Raw genomic sequence first — 18,335 nt, 5'->3', positions numbered from 1 at the left:
CTCTCTGCCGCTTGGAATCAAAGCTCCCCGACAACACCAAGCTCCTGGATTGAACTCCTGGCTCGTTTCAGGAGAGCTGTTGCGCCCTGGCTTTCTGCAATCGCTATGGCAGATCTCAGGTCGGCAATCACCGCATCCTTTTTTGCACTCCCCTGTGCACGAAGGACCGCGCGGCGACGATAAAGCTCGGCAAGCCAGTATGCGTGTCCCGTTTCCTTGGCTTTTTCGATCGCTTCAGTTGCAACGTCAGTCGCGTGCTCGTATTTGCCCGCCAAACCCAGCAGGGTGGCATGCATGTCCAGATAGATTGGGAGATCGATAACAGCACCCAGTTGTTTCAAGAGAGAAAGGCCATCGCTGAACATTTCATGACCGCTTGCGAGATTTTCACGATGCGCATTGGCCCAACCTCCGAAAAGTAGCGACAGCCCGGACAAGGATTGCATCCCATGTTTCTTTGACAGTTCCGTCATTCTCCTTGAGACATCGGTAAGCTGTTCATAGTCATTCCGGTAGAAGGCGGACACTGCTTCAGTATCAAGCGAGTGCGCCTTGCTGGGCGCGTGTGATATTTGGTCAGCGAAAGCGACCATTTTTGACAGAACCCGGTCCGACGCCTTCACGTCACCCGTCAACCACAATGAAAGCGCCAGCTGCCCGAGACCGCAGACCTTGGCGTCATGCCCGCCAAATAATGTTCGGCTCGTTTTTGCCACTTTCTCATCATAGAGCGCCAGGCCGGCATTAATAGCATCCTGGGTCTCCCGATGCTGACCAATGTTGAAAGCGATTGCCCAAATGCAATGATTGACCTGAAGCTTTATTTCAGGATCCTCGACCGCTGATAACATTGTCTGCACCTGCAAGGCGCGGTCATGCATGACGCGAAAATCTGAACCGGTGAGCCACCAGCCCCAATAAATGGGAAACCACTTGGATTGGTCTTCCATCGCTTGCCGGCGGGCGATCGCCACGCCGTCTTCATACAGTTTGCGTGCGGGTGGTGAGTTCAGTCCAACCAGTCCGGTCAGGACCGGTCCGAGCGCAGTCAGCGCTGAAAGTTGCAATGACTCGACCGCGGTCCCATCGCTCAATTGGTCGCAAAGAGCCAAAGCGTGTTCGAGGTGCTGACGCGCCTCTATCATGGCTGACCGGCTCGAGCTCTCCTTTCCTGCCTTGATAAACAGGTCGGCTGCGTTCTCCACAAGCCCTGCGCGTTCCGCGTGTTCGGCAAGCGCACCTGTGTCGATCCAAGCACCGGCCTCGCGATTTTCGTTCACGGCGCTGAACAGTCTTCGGTGCAATACTTGCCGCTGTTTGCGCAACAGCGAGTCATAGATCGTTTCCTGGATCAGCGCGTGCCGGAAACTATAGGTCATTTTCCCTGCCACCCTGATCCTGGTAAGGAAGCCTGTCTCGCACAGCGTGTCTGCCGCACTAGCCAGAGACTTCTTTCCAAAGTCCGGCAACAGCGAGCGCAACAGGGGAAGCGTGAAGCGAGCGCCAGCAACCGAGCCTGCTCGCGCCAGCTCTCTGGCAGAGCCGAAGTGCTGGAGTCGAGCATCGAGTATTCCCTCGAATGCGGAGATATGGGTAGACGAAACGGTCCCGGAAATTTTCATCGAGTCGGTCCCTAAACTTTCTGAGACCCACTGGCAGATTTCCTCAATGAAGAGTGGGATGCCGCCCGATATCCGCTCTGTCACCTCAAAAAGCTCGGGAAGCATGGCCAGCCGGTGCTCTGGCCACCTTGTCTTTATCGCCAGTCTTGTTTCGGCGCTGTCAAATGGCTGTAGCGAGATGCGCGTCACGTTTGCCGTATCCAGCCAGTCGACCGGAGTACTGGGACGCGAGGTTACGATGAGGAGAATCGGAAGCTGATGTATGATCCTCGCAGCTTCGGCCAGTAAATCCTGCGATGTGGGATCGATCCAGTGTATGTCTTCGACGGCCAGAACAACCGGCCCATTTTCGCACATCGCCTGTAGCGCGCGGAAGACAGCGTGACGGGCTTTTTCCCGGACTGCCTTGGGATCGCTATCCGACAAGAGTCGATTTCGGCCGGTAACCCCCAGCAAATATGCAAAAATTTCGATCACGTCGTCATCGCGAATCCCATGACGTTTGAAAAGGGTTGCCACAGCTGCAGCCGTCAGCCGTGATTGCCCACCTTCGTTGGACATCTCGCCGGGAAAGCTATGCAGCAGAGGATGAAGGGTTGAGCGCAAGCCACCAGGTGAGCATTGAAAGAAAAACGATCTTGATCGCTGGTCACGCGTTATTCTGCGGATTTCACGCAAAAGGCGCGATTTCCCAATTCCGGGATTGCCCTCGATCGATAGAGTTTCGCCATGTCCAGCAAGAACGTTCTTCCAGGAGCTGGCAATCGTGACCAGTTCACTTGCACGTCCAATGAACGGGCCGCCAAGTCTGCCGAATGCATAAAATCTATCGACTTCCTTTTTGTGTCCGAGTGCACGCCATACTTTCTCCGGATCGACAAAGCCCTTAAGCAGCCTGCTACCCTGGAATATGAAAGCATGCGACCTGCCTGCCAGATTGCGTGTTTCCTGAGAAACCAAAACGCTGTCGGGTGCAGCGATGGACTCCAGGCGGGTGGCCATGGCCAGTGCGGCGCCGGTGACGGGTTCCTGCGTCCAATTTTCCTCGCGTGTCTCAGGTACAAGTGCAATCGATGTGGCAATCCCGATGCGTACGTGAACATCATCACGCTTGGCTTCCAGGCCGACACGCCTGCAAGCTTCGACAATCTCCAGACCGGCACTGATGGCGAGCGATGCCGCGTCTTTTGCACCGAGTTGAATCGGGAACAGCGCTACACCCCCATCGCCTGCTTCGATCTGCATGACGCCCGACCGTGACGTAATTGCCTTTCTCGCCCCTTGCTGAAAAGCAGCTATCAGTTCCTGGTAATCTTCGATGTCCAATAGTTGAAGCAGATTGGTTGATCCGACCAAATCATAGCAAAGAGCGGTTACGATTCGTCGCGCGCTACTGTCCTCGGAGGAGCGTCCCGTGCGCCGAGGTGGCCTGATTGGTGGTTTTGGTGTGTTGACCGGACTCGCATGCGGCATGCACCGCTCCTGGCTTTTGCGTGTTTGTTAAATTCTGCTCTCTCTCGCCAGACAATTATAACACAAATGGGCGCTATTTCCGTGGTTGACTAGGTGACGGGGGACACCCTGCGTTCGGTTTTGATAAGGTCGGCAATCCGCTCGGCAACCATGATCGTCGGAATGTTGGTGTTTGCACAAGGTATGCTCGGCATCAGTGAGGCGTCGCAAACGCGCAAGTTCTGTACGCCGTAAACTCTGCCAGATGGGGACGTGACAGCCATGGGATTGTCTTCCGCACCCATCCGGCATGTACCGGACGGGTGCCATGTGCCGCCAACATATTTCCGGACAAAAGAAGTAAGGGCGTCATCGTCATTAAGCAGGTCATCGAGCGTGACCCCAAGCGTGACAATGCCATGAATGAGGTTCTTGCGTAGGGGGCCGGCACAAGAGCGCCACGCTGGACCGTGTTCAACAGGCCAGGCGCTGCAACCTTCGCGACGCGTGGCGAATAGCTTGAAGGAAAGACCGTGTCTCTGAAACCGTTCATCAGCGGATCGACCAGTGTATGCGCTCCGAGCCGCAGAGCCAGCTTCAACCGTTCCAGATCGCGCTCGTCCGACAGCAACCTGAAATCGACGGAGGGCTCTATCCGCGCGTCGGCAGAGGCAAGTGTGAGCAAGCCGCGGGAATAGGACTTGTTGACCCAAAAAAACAGGCTGCCCATGCGCATGCCGACAGAATGCCATCCTGACCGTGAAAGGATCGCGGCATGCATGTCGCCCTGTGACGTACCTTGCAAGCCTGATGAGAAGCGCAGGATGCACTGTTCGTGATGCTCGGACTGATCAGTTACCCGAGCAGCTGGGGGCAGAAAGGCGGCGACAGCAATGGATGGATGTTCCATCAGGTTACGCCCGACGCCGGGCCGGTCAGCGACAACCGGAATACCGAGGCTCGTGAGTTCGCTTGCGGGTCCGACACCGCTGCGCAGCAGCAAGGCCGGGGTGTGGATAGCGCCGGATGAAACGATAACTTCGGAAGCCCGGATTGTTGTGGCGGGTTCCGTGCCATCTGCAAGGAGAGTGGCTCCGATGGCGCGCGTCCCCTCAAAAAGTAGCCGTTCGACTGTCCGGCCGGTGATAACACGCAGATTGGGCCGCTGTCGCACCTCTGGTGTCAGATACACCACCGACGTTGGCACCCTTTCGCCGTTTTCACTGACAGCAACTGCACCGACGAATACGCCATCCTGCCAGTTACCATTCTGATCGGGCCGCATCGGATATCCATTCGCGGACAATGCCCAGCCCGACTGGTCCGGCCTGTTCTTGCCCCGACAGGTCGGCGAGACGGTCAATTCGCTCATCTTTTCGGATTATGCGATTGTCGTGCAAGCGGCATTGCTGGGTCAGGGTGTGGCTCTGGGCTGGCTGAATGTCGTTGCTCACTGGCTTCGCACACGCGCGCTTGTCCCTGCACGGCAGGATCTGATGGTGACGGGGCGGCTTTGCCATTTGGTGCGTATGCGAGACAAGCCGCGCCGGCCCGTTGTGTCGCTTATCCGGGACTGGATCATCGCTGAACTGCTTGAGGACATTCTCGATCTCGATAAGCAATATCCTGCTCTCGGACTGCAGGCACTGCTCGACAGGAAATCGGCTACGGCGTTATCCAAGAGCTGATCCAGTGCTGTTGCGCCTGCCTTGAATGGGCGCATTTAAAAGGCCTTGACCTTACCACGATGGGAAGCCCTATCTTGCTGGTAACAGGATAAAAGAGGTTTTCCAATGAGCATGTCAGATGTCCAGATTCGCCCCAACCATCAGTTGGCCATTGAAGGCATGACATGCGCCTCATGCGTTGGCCGAGTAGAGAAAGCCATCGCAAATGTACCTGGCGTCGCCAAGGCTTCTGTCAATCTCGCAACAGAACGCGCCGATATTGCCTTTTCCGGCACGCCCGACGTTCCAGCCGTGATCAATGCGATCCGCAATGCCGGTTACGAGGTTGGCGAAAAAACAATCGAGCTGGATATCGAGGGCATGACCTGTGGGTCCTGCGTCGGCCGGGTTGAAAAGGCGCTTAAGGCAGTCTCCGGTGTCACCAATGCCAGCGTCAACCTGGCGACGGAACGGGCAACTGTGCGGGTTGCGGCCGGAAATGCGACTGCCTCGCGTCTGGCAGAGGCCATCAAGGCTGCAGGCTACGCAGCAAGTGAGGTCGTAACAGGCAAGGCCGAAGATGGCGAGCATGACCGGCGCGAAGCCGAGCTGCGCAGCCTGAAGGTCAGCCTCGCCGTGGCTTCCATCCTGACGGTGCCGGTCTTTGTTCTGGAGATGGGATCCCACCTTGTGCCAGCTATCCACGAATTCGTCATGGAAACTGTGGGCATGCGGGAGAGCTGGTATCTCCAGTTTCTGTTGACCACGCTGGTGCTGTTTGGTCCTGGCTTGCGTTTTTTCAGGAAAGGGGTACCCGCACTGTTGCGCTTGGCACCCGACATGAATTCGCTTGTCGTTCTCGGTACCACGGCCGCCTGGGGGTTTTCGGTCGTCGCCACCTTTGCGCCCCAACTCCTGCCCGAAGGCACAACCAACGTCTATTATGAGGCCGCTGCGGTTATTGTGTCGCTTATCCTGCTCGGCCGCTATCTTGAAGCCCGCGCCAAGGGCCGCACGAGCGAAGCGATCAAGCGGCTGCTCGGACTGCAGGCCAAGTCAGCGCGCGTTCTGCGCGATGGTGAAGCGGTCGATGTGCCGCTTCAGGAGGTACAGACTGGCGATGTGATCATTGTCCGTCCTGGCGAGAAAATCCCGGTTGACGGTGCAGTAATCGAGGGTTCGTCCTACGTGGACGAATCGATGATCACTGGCGAGCCTGTGCCCGTAACCAAGGTGGCCGGTTCGGAAGTCGTTGGCGGCACGGTCAACAAGAATGGCTCATTTACCTTCAAGGCTACGAAGGTTGGTAGCGATACCCTGATTGCCCAGATCATTCGCATGGTCGAAGAGGCCCAGGCGGACAAGCTGCCGATACAGGCGATGGTGGATAAGGTCACACACTGGTTCGTGCCCGCTGTCATGCTCGCGGCTGCCGCGACGTTCATTGTCTGGCTCATTTTCGGTCCCGATCCCGCCCTGACCTTTGCCTTGGTGAATGCGGTCGCCGTTCTCATCATAGCCTGCCCTTGCGCGATGGGGCTGGCTACACCGACCTCGATCATGGTGGGGACCGGCCGTGCCGCGGAAATGGGTGTGCTGTTCCGGCGAGGGGATGCCCTGCAGACGCTGCGCGACGCTGAAGTCATCGCTGTCGACAAGACGGGTACGCTGACACTCGGCAAACCGACACTTGCCTATTTCAAGACGAGCGAAGGTTTTGGCCGCAACGAAATCTTGAGCCTCGTCGCCTCGCTCGAATCGCGATCCGAACATCCGATTGCCGAAGCGATCGTCGAAGCTGCCAAGCGCGACGGCTTACAGCTCGCCGCCGCTGACAATTTTGAGGCGACGCCCGGTTTTGGTGTTGCCGCAATGGTTAGCGGCCGGAAAGTCGAGGTAGGTGCCGACCGGTTCATGACGAAACTTGGCCACAGCGTGGCGGCTTTCGCTGACGATGCCGAGCGCCTTGGCCGGGAAGGGCAGTCACCGCTTTATGCTGCCGTTGATGGCAGGCTCGCGGCGATCATCACAGTTGCCGACCCCATCAAGCCGTCGACACCGGAAGCGATTGCAGCATTGCATGCCCTAGGCCTCAAGGTCGCGATGATTACGGGCGACAACCGCCGCACGGCGGAAGCGATTGCACGGCGCCTCGGCATCGACGAGGTCGTGGCGGAAGTGCTGCCTGACGGCAAGGTCGATGCAGTCAAGCGGCTGGGGTCCAAGGGGCATCGCGTAGCCTTTGTTGGTGACGGTATAAACGATGCGCCAGCGCTGGCCGCCGCAGATGTAGGCCTTGCCATCGGCACAGGGACAGATGTGGCGATTGAAAGTGCCGATGTGGTGCTGATGTCCGGGGACCTGCGTGGCGTGGTCAATGCCATTGCCCTGTCGAAAGCGACAATCCGCAACATCGGTCAGAACCTTTTCTGGGCCTTTGCCTACAATGCGGCGCTCATCCCGGTGGCTGCAGGCGTGCTCTATCCGGTTAATGGCACATTGTTGTCACCTGTGCTTGCAGCGGGTGCCATGGCCCTTTCGAGTGTGTTCGTACTGACCAATGCACTGCGCCTCAAACGCTTCAGCCCGCCGCTTCAAGACAGGCTCGATACGCAGCCTGCCGGCGTGCTTGCTGCTGCCGAATAGGAGCTCGTTGCGATGACCATGCCGAACACTGTCTACTTGCCGCAGATCGGGCGAGGGATCTCCGTGACGGAAGGGGAGACGATCCTCCAGGCTGCTCTTGCTGCAGGGATTTCCTATCCGCATGGCTGCCGGATGGGCCGGTGCGGGGCCTGCAAGTCGCATCTCGTTTCCGGAGAGGTGGATCTTCTCAAACATACGCCCTTTTCCTTGACGGAAGAGGAGAAGGCGGAAGGGCTGACGCTTGCCTGCCGTGCCATGCCGAAGAGTGATGTGACCATCAGCTGGCTCGATGGTGCCGATGAGACGGCCAATATCCCGGCCGGTCGCTTCGAGGGTGTGATAGCGCAGACCGTCGAGGCGACACATGACATCAAGCTGGTCCAGGTCAAGATCAGTAACCGCAATCAATTCGACTTTAGAGCTGGGCAATATATGCGGTTTTTTTATCCGGGCAGCCCGCCGCGCGATTACTCCATTGCCAGCCGCCCGGATGAGGAACTGATCGAATTCCACATCCGGCAGGTACCGGGCGGCGCGACAAGCACACGCATCTTTGCCCAGGCGAAGGCTGGAGACGCCATCACGGTCGAAGGTCCGTTCGGCTCATCCTTCCTGCGCGAAAAACACCGGGGACCCATTCTGGGCATTGCCGGCGGCTCGGGCCTGGCACCAGTCAAGGCTATTGCCGAGACGGCACTTGCCAGAAACATGGGGCAACCGATTCACGTCTATTTTGGCGCAAGGGCCGCTCGTGACCTATATATGGTGGAGCAATTTCGCGAACTGAGCACGCGCCACGGCAACCTCAGCTTCGTTCCTGTCTTGTCGCAGGAAGCGCAAACGGGAAGACGCAGTGGTCAGGTCGGAGCGGTCGTCGCCGAGGATTTCGGCGACCTTGATGGCTGGAAAGCCTATCTTGCCGGACCGCCTGCCATGATCGATGCTACGGCGCCACTGCTGATCGAACGGGGTATTCGTGCGGCGGACATTCACGCAGACGTATTCTTTACCCCCGGAACGATAGACGAAGTGACAGGAGCAGGACTATGAACATTGGTGAAGCAGCTGCAGCATCGGGTGTTTCCGCAAAGATGATCCGGCACTATGAGTCGATCGGACTGATCAAGTCGGCGGATCGAACCGGTTCCGGCTATCGCGTCTATTCGGGCAATGATCTTGAGACATTGCGGTTCATCCGGCGCGGGCGTGACCTTGGATTTTCAATCGAGCAGATTCGCCACCTTCTGGCTTTGTGGCGCGATCGCAGCCGCGCCTCGTCCGATGTGAAGCGCATTGCTCTGGAACATGTCGAAGAGCTGGAAGCGAAAATGCGCCAGCTTCGGGAAATGGCCAATACGCTGCGCCATCTCGCCACTCACTGCCACGGCGACGGCCGGCCCGATTGCCCGATCATTCGCGATCTTGCTCAACCTGATGCTGACGATTTTGTGCCAGCGGTTGCAGTGCCCAAGCGGTCCGGCGCGCTAAAAGGTACGCTTGCTGGCTGACGCCTCCCAGGTAGGTGGGTACTTCGATCAGACGGATACACTTCTGTTTTCGCATGCAAAGCAGAATATTGTGCTGATTAATCCACGATAATTGCGTTGACATATCCCCTCCAGGGGGATGGTATAAATGGAGCTAAGAAACGAACTCCAGAGGAGAACGCAATGATCAAGTCAGCGCTTGTTTGGATGGGCTTTGCGCCTGATCCGGGCTTTGCCCATTCGGGTGCCCACGGCCACAGCCATGGGCACGGTCATTCCCACGGAGATGGTGATCATGGCCATACGCACGGGGTCATCGATGCAACAATCGCGTCAACCAGCAAGGGCCTTTGGGCTATCAAGTGGTCGTTCATTATCTTGATGGTCACCACCATGGCGCAGGTCGCCATCGTCTATCTGACAGGCAGTGTGGCGCTCTTGGCTGATACAATCCACAATTTCGGCGATGCTGCGACGGCTATCCCGCTGGGGATAGCATTCCTCTTTGCCCGCAAGGCTGCCACCCGGACGTTCAACTACGGATTGAACCGTGTCGAAGATCTCGCAGGTGTGGTGATTGTCGGATTGATCCTGTTCAGTGCACTCTACGCCGGTTACGTATCGATCGAACGCCTGCTTAACCCGCAGCCGATCCAGATGATAGGCGTTTTGGTTATTGCGGGTATCATCGGTTTCCTCGGCAATGAAGCTGTTGCCGTGTTTCGTATCCGCGTTGGACGCCAGATCAACAGTGCCGCTCTGATCGCGGACGGGTATCATGCCCGCGTTGACGGCTTCGGCAGCCTCGCTGTTGTCATCGGCGCCGCTGGCGTGTGGCTTGGCTTCCCGCTTGCCGATCCGATCGTCGGTCTGATCATCACTTTCATGATCTTCGGTATTGTCTGGCAGTCCGCTCGTGCGGTGTTCACCCGCATGCTCGATGGCGTGGAGCCCGGTGTTCTCGATGAAATCACGCACACGGCTGAGCACGTGCCCGGCATTGTCAGCGTGCTTGATGTCAAGGCACGCTGGCTCGGCCACAAACTGCGCGCAGATATCGACATTGCCATGGATCCTGATCTGCCAGTTGCTGCGGCCGACAGGGTTGCGAACCACTATGAACGTGAACTGAAGGGACATTTGCCCGCGCTCAACGCAGTCCAGATAAGGGTTCGTCCGGCAGCCTGAGGGACAACATCTGCAGACACTGGAAATATCTCGATCTACGAAACAACAAGTTGAGGATTGGAACAATGACGACACAGGGCATTCATATGGGACACGGCCAGATGGTCGATATTATCGACGTTGGTAACCAGAGCTGGGAACTGGCATTCAGCGAGGCGGGCAAGCCCGATTACAAAGCTCCGCCGCTTGAAGAGATCATGGTCGATGCCATTGATGACAGCGGTGCAGTCCATCCCCTGTCTGTAGCCAAGGGATCGAATGTTTCGACCGTCGCTGTGACCGGCGATGTCGGCAGCGCCCGTCGCATTCGCATCATGGTCCTGCACGGCAGCCATTTCCATACCCGTGAGGCGGCAGTGCCGGGTGCAGCGCCGCTCCAAGCAAAGACCGGTGTGGTTCGCGGTTCTGTCATCCCGCTTGGCGATGGTGCTGAGGTTGAAGTGAGCAGGTCGGGGCCGGGGCGCTGGCTGCTGAAATGGCACAAGGACGGTACGGCGACGAAAGCAGTGTCCGAGGAAAGGATCGAGGTTGAAGCCATAGGACCCAAGGCCGAGGATTACCAGGTGCGCCAGCTGCTATTGATGCCGGGTCCGGACCAGTCAACGCTGATTGCCAGTGGCAAGGTCGATGACGCGACGCACATCCGGTTGATCGTGAAGGACGATGCCGGAACGGTAAAGCGCAGCCTTCCCGTTCTATAATTTCGTTCCGGTGCAATTGCCCATCGTGGCCATGCCGCGATGGGTCCGAGAGGGAGAGAAACCATGCACTTGCCCGATAATTTTATACTTTCGCGCCTTTCCGGTTCGGCAACGCCATCTCACGTAGCTGCTCGCAAGTTCTGCCTGGATACGATCAAGGAGTTCTACGGTTTCGACTACAATCCCAATTGGCATCTCGACATAGACACCTTGCTCCTTTCAGAAGCAAAGAATCATTATGCGCACCCCAATCGCGGTGCATTCTGGATTGTCGAGAGTGGGGAGGGCGAGCTGGTCGCGACAGTTGGCGTTCGTGGTCTTCGGTTCAAGCCGGCGATCATCGAGGCCTTTCGTGACCGCTATCCTGAGCCGGACAAGATTGGCTCGCTCTGGCGGCTCTATGTGCGCAAGGATCAGCGTGGATATGGACTTGGAACGAAGCTCAACCGTTTGGTGGAGGAGGAGTCACTCAAGCTCGGATATACGAACATGTATCTTCATGCTTCAAGCGACGCAGCAGCCACGATCGGGTTCTGGAAGTCAGTCGGTTATGAGAATATCGGCGAATGGGACTTCAGCACCCATTTCGACAAGAAACTGGAACTGGTCGATGCCTGACGCTACCCTTTTCTGCGGCGGTCGCGTATCAAGAGACGCAGGAAGAGACTGACCATGCTCTTGGAGACTACCATGACAGATCAAACAGCTCCGGCGCAGGAACATCATGTTCACGAGCATCATGCCGACATTGCGAAACGGCTGAAGCGGGCCAATGGTCATCTGCGCAGCGTCGTCGAGATGATCGAAAGCAATCGTCCTTGCCTCGACATAGCCCAGCAACTCCATGCCGTCGAGAAAGCCATCAGTCAGGCAAAGCGTACGCTTATCCAGGATCACCTTGATCATTGCCTTGAGGAGACTGTCGGGGCTCTGCCGAAGGAACAGCGCAAGCCCATCGACGAGTTCAAGGAAATCACCAAATATCTTTGATGCCCGTTATGGCGCTTACCCTCCCAAAGGAATAGTCGTCGCCCGGCGCCGATGCGGGCTCCCGCTGCTCATCTCATTTTCCAAAAAATTGAATTTTGCCTTGCTTGTGCCTCGGCGAACTTGCCTCGATTGCGCAACACATTCTGCTGCCGCGGATCGGCGATTTGCCTAATAATTGCGTTTATCCAATACACGCCTAAAATACGCTCAATAACGCACGTCATGAAACATTAGGATTGTTGACAATCTTAAAACTTGTGACACCATCGAGGTTAGGCTCAGGCTGATAACGGGGTCTGGCGGTTCTCTGGAGGCGGATGAACCGGCATTCGCTCCAGATCTCTGAGTGCAGACACGATGGAAAGTGACGCTATGAAGCTGCAATCCTATTGGCTGGACACAGTTCCCCCGTTCTTAGACGCCGCCAGTGGCAGCCTGTCAGGCCGGGCGGATGTTGCGGTCATTGGTGGTGGGTTCACCGGGCTTGCAGCGGCAGTCAGCCTCGCCAAGAAGGGCGCTGATGTCGTCCTGATCGAAGCCGGACAGATCGGCAGCGGCGCTTCGGGCCGCAATGGCGGTCAGTGCAACAACGGTGTTGCAATAGATTACTCTGGCGCGGTTGCCCGGTTCGGTCGCGACACCGCCCGTTCGTTCTACCGCGCCTATGATGCGGCTGTTGATACGGTTGAGCGTTTCGTCATGGAAGAGGCGATTGATTGCGACTTCCGGCGAACAGGCAAGATCAAGCTTGCGGCCAAGCCTGAACATTACGAAAAACTGGCACGGACGCACGAAATTCTCGCCCGGGATGTCGATCAGGACACCACTCTTGTCAGTCGCGACAGGCTCCGTACAGAAGTCGGGACGGACCGTTATTTCGGGGGGCTGGCCTTCACTAAGAGCGCCGGGATGCATATGGGGAAGTTTGCACAAGGGCTAGCCTCCGCTGCGGTTCGACATGGTGCAAGAATTTATGAGAGAGCTCCCGTTACCAAGCTCAAGCGTATCTCCGGCTACCAGCACGAGGTTATCACGACCAGCGGATCCATCTGCGCTTCGCAGGTGCTGCTGGCAACCGGCACGTCGGTTGCGGGGCCGTTCGCGCGCTTCCGTCGCCGCATCGTTCCAATCGGCAGTTTTATCATTGTCACCGAACCCCTGCCGCTCTCGCTTATTGACGAGATCATGCCAACCCGGCGCATGGCAACGGATTCCAAGAATGTCGGGAGCTATTTCCGGATCACACCCGACAACAGACTGCTGTTTGGTGGGCGTGCACGTTTTGCCATGTCGAGCCCGGCTTCAGACGCCAAGAGCGGCAAGATACTCGAGAAGGCGATGATATCCGTCTTCCCGCAGCTATCAGGCGTGCGTATCGATTATTGCTGGGGTGGTCTGGTTGATATGACGGCAGACCGTCTGCCCCGTGCCGGCGAACATGAGGGGCTCTTTTATTCAATGGGCTATAGTGGTCATGGGACGCAGATGTCGACACATATGGGTTCGGTAATGGCAGATGTCATGAGCGGCCAGCATGAAGCCAATGTCTGGCGCAAGCTCGATTGGCCGGCCATTCCAGGGCATTTTGGCAAGCCCTGGTTCCTGCCTTTCGTAGGAGCCTACTACCGGCTGCAGGATTTGTTGCACTAGAACCATTGCGGAGAAAGGACCGGGATATGTGGATACAGACACTGAGACGATTCCTCATTCTATGTCTGATGCTGGCAATCGTTTCTGTCATCGCTTTCCTTTTGCCCTATATGACGGGCGGGGATCCTGCCCGTACGATCCTGTTCTCGCGTATGCGCGATACAGCCCTCGATCCGCATGCGGTTGAAGCACTTCGCGTGAGCCTTGGTCTCGATCGTCCGCTTTATGTCCAGTATTTCACATGGTTATGGAACGCGGTGCGTGGCGATCTGGGCTTCTCATTCACCAGCAGTCAGCCCGTGGCAGGTGAACTCGTCCGCGCTCTGGGTGTATCGATCACTCTGGCGCTGACGGCGTTGGCAATCGCGGTCATTGTCGCATTACCGCTAGGCACCCTGGCAGCCATGCGACCGGGCGGCAGTCTGGACAATTTCACCACCCTGATGATCCAGACTTTCGTTGCAACGCCGGAATACTGGTTTGCACCAATGTCCGCATTGGTCTTCGCACTTTATCTTGGCTGGTTGCCCTCGGCGGGCTGGGATAGCTGGCGTTCGCTGGTGCTTCCAGCTCTGACGCTCACGCTTCGGCCGCTTGCCTATTTCACGCAAGTGACACGGGCAGCGATGACCGATGTTCTGCGGGCGCCCTATATCACTGCCGCACGCAGTCGCGGTCTCGGCATGCACGGCACCGTGATGCGCCATGGCATTCGCAACGGTTCGCTGCCGGTTGTCACGTTCTTTGCCCTTTGGCTTGCAGGCCTGCTTGGAGGCTCGGTCGTCGTGGAAGTGATCTTCGCCATACCCGGCATGGGCCGGCTCCTCTACGACGCTGTGATCAACCGCGATATTCCGATGCTGCAAGGAGGGTTTGTCTGCATCGTGGCATTGTCCATCCTGATCAACACGCTCGCCGATGGCCTTTATGTCCTGATCAATCCAGCAATGCGGGGACGCCATGACCATTAATCATTACTCCGAAGCGCCTCTGGCAGTTGTGCTCTATAATCAACGCCAACGCCCGTCTGTGCTCAGCGGAGTTATGAGCTTCATCAGGCGGCGGCACTGGACCTTCTTCGTCGGATCAACGATCTTTCTTGTCATTCTCGCAACGTTGCTGGTCGCGCCCTGGATATCGCCCTACGATCCTGCGCAGCAGAGCTTGCGTTTCAGGCTCAAACCGCCGAGCGCTCTTTACTGGTTGGGGACCGATCATCTTGGACGCGACCTATTAAGCCGTGTGCTGATCGGCGGGCGCTTCACAGTAACTATTGCCGCCGTAACAGTGGTCTTGTCGGTGGTGATCGGGACATTTATTGGCATCGTCAGCGGACGCAGCCGCGGTCTCATCGACGAAGTTCTTATGCGCATTGTCGATCTGCTGATCTCGATCCCGGATGTGGTCATCGCCATCTTTCTCGTTGCTATTTTCGGCCCTGGCTATGGAACGCTGATCGCATCGCTGACGATTGTCGGCTGGACACCTTTTGCCCGGCTGGCACGCGGGCTGACCCTGTCGATCTATTCGCAGGAATACATCCGAGCCGCCGAGGTGCTGGGATGCACCAGACGTTTCATTATTTTCCGGCATGTGATTCCGAACACCATCCGGCCGATCGCCGCAGTGGCTTTTTTGCGTTTTGGCCACAAGCTGATCACCGTTGGCGGATTGTCGTTTCTCGGGCTTGGCGTCCAGCCACCAGCGGCCGATTGGGCACTGATGCTGGCCGATGCCCAAGCCTACGCCGAACGTATGCCCATCCTTGTCATCGCGCCGGGTCTTGCAATCTTTTTATCGGCCTTAAGTGTTACGTGGATCGGTCATGGTTTGAATATCGACACAAAGAAATCAAGCGGTCACTGAATAAAGCGAGGAGAGGTTAATGGCAGATACGGCGAATACGATCAAACGGCTGACGCGGCGGACCCTGTCCAGCCAGATCGCCGAGGAAATCCGCCAGGCAATTCTTTCCGGCGCCTTCCCGCTCGGGGCACAGCTCAATGAAATGGAGCTGGCCGAAAAGTTCGGGGTCAGCCGGGGACCGGTGCGGGAGGCTCTGCAGCGGCTGATTCAAGAAGCACTGCTTGTCAGTGAACCACATCGGGGCGTCTTTATACCGGAACTGACAGACCGCGACTTGTCCGACATATTTTTTGTTCGCGAAGCAATTGAAGGCAGCGCCATTCGCCGTGTGATGATGTCAGAGGCACTGCCGGAGATCAGCCTCAGCTTGAAGCGGCTGGTCGTTCGTATGGACGAGGCTGCACGCATGGAAGACTGGCCGCTGGTCGCCGATCTGGACATGGAATTCCATCGCCAGCTGGTGGACGCTGCGGGAAGCTCCCGGTTGTCGCGCATGTACGCAACGGTGCAGGCCGAAACCAAGCTCTGCCTGCTCATGTTGAGGGGCGGCTATCGCGGCAGCGCGGCATTGGTGGAGGAGCATCGGCGTCTCGCGGATATTATCGCAAGCGGTGACGTTGCCGCCGCAATAGAAGAACTGCCGAAGCATTTCGGCGATCCGGTTCGTATCATGCATAAAGCCAATGCCGCGCGTGAAAGAGGGTCGTCATCCGAAGCCGCATGATACAGGCTTAGCAAATGCCCTCCGGTTCAATAAAAATAAGGGGAACTCTTATGAATATCGAAGGACAAACGCATACCGATACCAATACGCCACTGCAGCGGATGCCGCTTCTGGAGATCGAGGATTTGTATGTCTCGTTTCCGGGTGAGAATGGCAGAAAGTCAGTAATCTCGGGCCTGACGCTTTCCGTCAATGTTGGCGAGGTGGTGGCTCTCGTTGGTGAATCCGGATCCGGTAAGAGCATGACGGCGCTGTCCTTGATGCGTCTGCTGCCGCCTGACGCCGAGATCACTGCTGGTCGTATTTCGTTTGCCGGACGGGATATCCTTGCCCTTTCGCCAGCAGAACTCGACGCACTGCGCGGTGCGGACATAGGCATGCTGTTCCAGCAGCCGCAGGCCATGCTCGATCCGACCAGCCGGGTAAAGACGCAGGTGGCTGAACCGCTCTGGGTTCATCGCAAAATGAGCCGCCACTCGGCACTCAGCAGGGTGGTCAATATGTTGCGGGACGTCGGAATTCCCGATCCAGACGCGCGGGCGCAATGCTTTGCACATGAGCTTTCAGGCGGTATGGCACAGCGCGTGATGATTGCCGCAGCCCTGTCCGGAAATCCGCAGCTTCTGATCGCAGACGAGCCAACGACGGCTCTCGATGTGACTGTGCAGGCGCAGATCCTGCGGTTGCTCGATGATGAGCGTCGCAAGCGCCGGCTTGCTACACTGCTGATTACCCACGACTTGTCGGTTGTCGCTGCTTTCGCTGACCGCATTGCTGTCATGTATGCAGGCCGCATCGTCGAGGAAGGGCCGACGCAGGCAATCCTCAAGGCACCACAACACCCCTATACCAAGGCGCTGATCAGTTGCTCGCTACTCACCACAGATGGTGAAGGTCAGTTGCTGTCGATTCCTGGCTCAAGCACGCAAGCACATGAGCTTTCTTGCGGTTGCCGTTTTCACCCTCGCTGTGCTGTGGCCAAATCCAGCGGCATGGGCAGCCAGTGCATGGCATCAGAGCCGAACCTGGACAGCTTGCCGGAGGGGCGAAAGGCGCGGTGCTGGGCAGTTGGGCACGAACATGCCGAACAGCCGGCTTGCTGAAGGAGGGATTGTGATGCAAGTAGTCACCAGTGCACCACCCCGACCCTCGACGCATGACAAGAAGCCGCCCTTCGTCATCGCCAAAGATCTCTTCAAGTATTATCCTGTACCGGGCCTCGGTCATCGCATGGTCAAATCCGTCGATGGTGTGTCGCTCACGATAGGCGAGGGGGAAGTCCTTGGGCTGGTGGGCGAATCCGGTTGCGGCAAGAGCACCATTGCCAGACTGATGACGCGGCTTACCAATGCGACCAATGGCGAACTTTCCATTGGAGAGCACGATATTCTGCACATGGAAGGAGAAGCGCTGCGCCGCATGCGCCGCGTCGTACAGTTGATCTTCCAAGATCCCTATTCAGCGCTGGATCCGCGTATGCGCATTGGGCAAAGCATGGAAACGCCGCTTGAACAGCATGGGATTGGAACGCGCGGCGAACGCAATGCACGCGTCTACCAGATGCTAGAGGAAGTTGGCCTGGATACTTCCTTCTATGACCGTTACCCGAGCCAATGTTCCGGAGGGCAGCTGCAACGCGTGGTCATTGGACGTGCCCTTCTCCTCAATCCAAGCTTTCTGGTATGCGATGAACCGACATCGGCTCTGGATGCCTCTATGCGTACGCAGATACTGAACCTGCTCATGGATCTGAAACGGCGCCACGGCCTGACCATTTTGATGATCTCGCACGATCTTCGTGTGGTGCGTTATCTCTGCGACCGGATTGCCGTGATGTATCTTGGACGGATCGTCGAAATTGCGGATCGGGATGAATTGTTTCGTGCGCCGAAGCATCCTTATACCAAGGCACTGATTGCATCTTCGATGCTCGACGAAACCGGGCTGCATGCACCGGAAATGCTGCTGGACGGGGATTTGCCCAGTCCGCTCAATCCACCCGATGGTTGCAGGTTCCATACCCGCTGCAAGCACGCGACCGATAGATGCAGTGCGAGCGAACCGGAATTCAGCGCCGTGGCTGATGAGCATCTTGTACGCTGCCATCATTGGCCGGATTGGAGTTGATCGCCTTGAGCGGAAATGTTTCGCCGCCCCTGTAAAAACAGACGATCTGTCGGTAACTTATATATAAACGGAATATAATTCCGAATAATTGAATACAAAATAAAGAGGTTGGAAGTAGATATTCTTTGAATATCTATAGATGAGATCTATGTATTCTTTTAACAACGCTGAAAGCGATATTATCGACCATTGAAATGTTTGCGATTGGTAATGTC

The 18,335-nt window shown here is 57.0% G+C and carries 14 protein-coding genes and 2 pseudogenes; 14 read left to right on the top strand and 2 right to left on the bottom strand.

All coding sequences use genetic code 11. The annotated features are described in order from the left end of the window. Positions 1-17: 17 nt before the first annotated feature. Together BLM14_RS30075 and BLM14_RS30070 are read right to left on the bottom strand one after the other, a co-directional pair. Entirely contained in the window at positions 18-3,095 is a 3,078-nt protein-coding gene (locus BLM14_RS30075; protein WP_100003736.1) for an ATP-binding protein, read from the bottom strand. Between the two features lie 89 nt (positions 3,096-3,184). Further along, a pseudogene (locus BLM14_RS30070) lies at positions 3,185-4,380 on the bottom strand (GMC family oxidoreductase); the annotation flags it as partial. Here BLM14_RS30070 and BLM14_RS30065 point away from each other — a divergent pair. The 14 genes and pseudogenes from BLM14_RS30065 to BLM14_RS30000 all read left to right on the top strand — a co-directional run. After that, positions 4,379-4,762 (top strand): annotated as a pseudogene (locus tag BLM14_RS30065) (type 2 periplasmic-binding domain-containing protein); the annotation flags it as partial. The pseudogenes BLM14_RS30070 and BLM14_RS30065 overlap by 2 nt on opposite strands. A 111-nt stretch (positions 4,763-4,873) precedes the next feature. Then, complete coding sequence (locus BLM14_RS30060) at positions 4,874-7,387, top strand: heavy metal translocating P-type ATPase (RefSeq protein ID WP_162293282.1); 2,514 nt, start codon at positions 4,874-4,876, stop codon at positions 7,385-7,387. A gap of 12 nt (positions 7,388-7,399) precedes the next feature. Continuing rightward, the gene (locus tag BLM14_RS30055) at positions 7,400-8,437 is read left to right on the top strand and encodes a 2Fe-2S iron-sulfur cluster-binding protein (RefSeq protein ID WP_100003734.1); all 1,038 of its coding nucleotides are present in this window, start codon (positions 7,400-7,402) and stop codon (positions 8,435-8,437) included. Next, positions 8,434-8,895 (top strand): Cu(I)-responsive transcriptional regulator, encoded by a 462-nt coding sequence (gene cueR, locus BLM14_RS30050; protein ID WP_100003733.1) that lies wholly within the window; start codon positions 8,434-8,436, stop codon positions 8,893-8,895. The genes BLM14_RS30055 and cueR overlap by 4 nt, the downstream gene beginning before the upstream one ends. 162 nt (positions 8,896-9,057) lie before the next feature. Beyond that, complete coding sequence (locus BLM14_RS30045) at positions 9,058-10,062, top strand: cation diffusion facilitator family transporter (RefSeq protein ID WP_418314293.1); 1,005 nt, start codon at positions 9,058-9,060, stop codon at positions 10,060-10,062. A gap of 65 nt (positions 10,063-10,127) precedes the next feature. Further along, positions 10,128-10,763 carry a hypothetical protein gene (locus tag BLM14_RS30040; RefSeq protein WP_100003732.1) on the top strand — a complete coding sequence of 212 codons (636 nt, stop codon included), beginning with the start codon at positions 10,128-10,130 and terminating at the stop codon, positions 10,761-10,763. Positions 10,764-10,826: 63 nt separating this feature from the next. Then, entirely contained in the window at positions 10,827-11,381 is a 555-nt protein-coding gene (locus tag BLM14_RS30035) for a GNAT family N-acetyltransferase (RefSeq protein ID WP_157929640.1), read from the top strand. Positions 11,382-11,453: 72 nt separating this feature from the next. Continuing rightward, on the top strand, positions 11,454-11,753 hold the full coding sequence (locus tag BLM14_RS30030) for a metal-sensing transcriptional repressor (RefSeq protein WP_100003730.1): 300 nt from the start codon (positions 11,454-11,456) through the stop codon (positions 11,751-11,753). 372 nt (positions 11,754-12,125) lie between these two features. After that, a complete protein-coding gene (locus tag BLM14_RS30025) occupies positions 12,126-13,403 on the top strand; it encodes an NAD(P)/FAD-dependent oxidoreductase (RefSeq protein ID WP_100003729.1) in 1,278 nt (425 codons plus the stop codon). 26 nt (positions 13,404-13,429) lie between these two features. Beyond that, a complete protein-coding gene (locus tag BLM14_RS30020; RefSeq protein ID WP_100003728.1) occupies positions 13,430-14,374 on the top strand; it encodes an ABC transporter permease in 945 nt (314 codons plus the stop codon). Further along, on the top strand, positions 14,364-15,269 hold the full coding sequence (locus tag BLM14_RS30015) for an ABC transporter permease (RefSeq protein WP_100003727.1): 906 nt from the start codon (positions 14,364-14,366) through the stop codon (positions 15,267-15,269). The genes BLM14_RS30020 and BLM14_RS30015 overlap by 11 nt, the downstream gene beginning before the upstream one ends. 19 nt (positions 15,270-15,288) lie before the next feature. Next, positions 15,289-15,993 (top strand): GntR family transcriptional regulator, encoded by a 705-nt coding sequence (locus tag BLM14_RS30010; protein WP_100003726.1) that lies wholly within the window; start codon positions 15,289-15,291, stop codon positions 15,991-15,993. A 50-nt stretch (positions 15,994-16,043) separates the two neighbouring features. Further along, positions 16,044-17,096, top strand: coding sequence for an ABC transporter ATP-binding protein (locus tag BLM14_RS30005; protein WP_100003725.1), 1,053 nt, complete (start codon positions 16,044-16,046; stop codon positions 17,094-17,096). A 13-nt stretch (positions 17,097-17,109) separates the two neighbouring features. After that, the gene (locus BLM14_RS30000; protein WP_100003859.1) at positions 17,110-18,120 is read left to right on the top strand and encodes an ABC transporter ATP-binding protein; all 1,011 of its coding nucleotides are present in this window, start codon (positions 17,110-17,112) and stop codon (positions 18,118-18,120) included. Positions 18,121-18,335: the final 215 nt, after the last annotated feature.

This window comes from Phyllobacterium zundukense, assembly GCF_002764115.1.
Classification (GTDB): domain Bacteria; phylum Pseudomonadota; class Alphaproteobacteria; order Rhizobiales; family Rhizobiaceae; genus Phyllobacterium; species Phyllobacterium zundukense.
This window is presented reverse-complemented; position numbering and strand designations above follow the sequence as displayed.

Coding starts and splice junctions, on each gene's coding strand:
- BLM14_RS30020 (WP_100003728.1), top strand. CDS start 13,430: ATGTGGATACAGACACTGAGACGATTCCTCATTCTATGTCTGATGCTG.
- BLM14_RS30025 (WP_100003729.1), top strand. CDS start 12,126: ATGAAGCTGCAATCCTATTGGCTGGACACAGTTCCCCCGTTCTTAGAC.
- BLM14_RS30060 (WP_162293282.1), top strand. CDS start 4,874: ATGTCAGATGTCCAGATTCGCCCCAACCATCAGTTGGCCATTGAAGGC.
- BLM14_RS30005 (WP_100003725.1), top strand. CDS start 16,044: ATGAATATCGAAGGACAAACGCATACCGATACCAATACGCCACTGCAG.
- BLM14_RS30000 (WP_100003859.1), top strand. CDS start 17,110: ATGCAAGTAGTCACCAGTGCACCACCCCGACCCTCGACGCATGACAAG.
- BLM14_RS30040 (WP_100003732.1), top strand. CDS start 10,128: ATGACGACACAGGGCATTCATATGGGACACGGCCAGATGGTCGATATT.
- cueR (WP_100003733.1), top strand. CDS start 8,434: ATGAACATTGGTGAAGCAGCTGCAGCATCGGGTGTTTCCGCAAAGATG.
- BLM14_RS30035 (WP_157929640.1), top strand. CDS start 10,827: ATGCACTTGCCCGATAATTTTATACTTTCGCGCCTTTCCGGTTCGGCA.
- BLM14_RS30015 (WP_100003727.1), top strand. CDS start 14,364: ATGACCATTAATCATTACTCCGAAGCGCCTCTGGCAGTTGTGCTCTAT.
- BLM14_RS30055 (WP_100003734.1), top strand. CDS start 7,400: ATGACCATGCCGAACACTGTCTACTTGCCGCAGATCGGGCGAGGGATC.
- BLM14_RS30075 (WP_100003736.1), bottom strand. CDS start 3,095: ATGCCGCATGCGAGTCCGGTCAACACACCAAAACCACCAATCAGGCCA.
- BLM14_RS30045 (WP_418314293.1), top strand. CDS start 9,058: ATGATCAAGTCAGCGCTTGTTTGGATGGGCTTTGCGCCTGATCCGGGC.
- BLM14_RS30010 (WP_100003726.1), top strand. CDS start 15,289: ATGGCAGATACGGCGAATACGATCAAACGGCTGACGCGGCGGACCCTG.
- BLM14_RS30030 (WP_100003730.1), top strand. CDS start 11,454: ATGACAGATCAAACAGCTCCGGCGCAGGAACATCATGTTCACGAGCAT.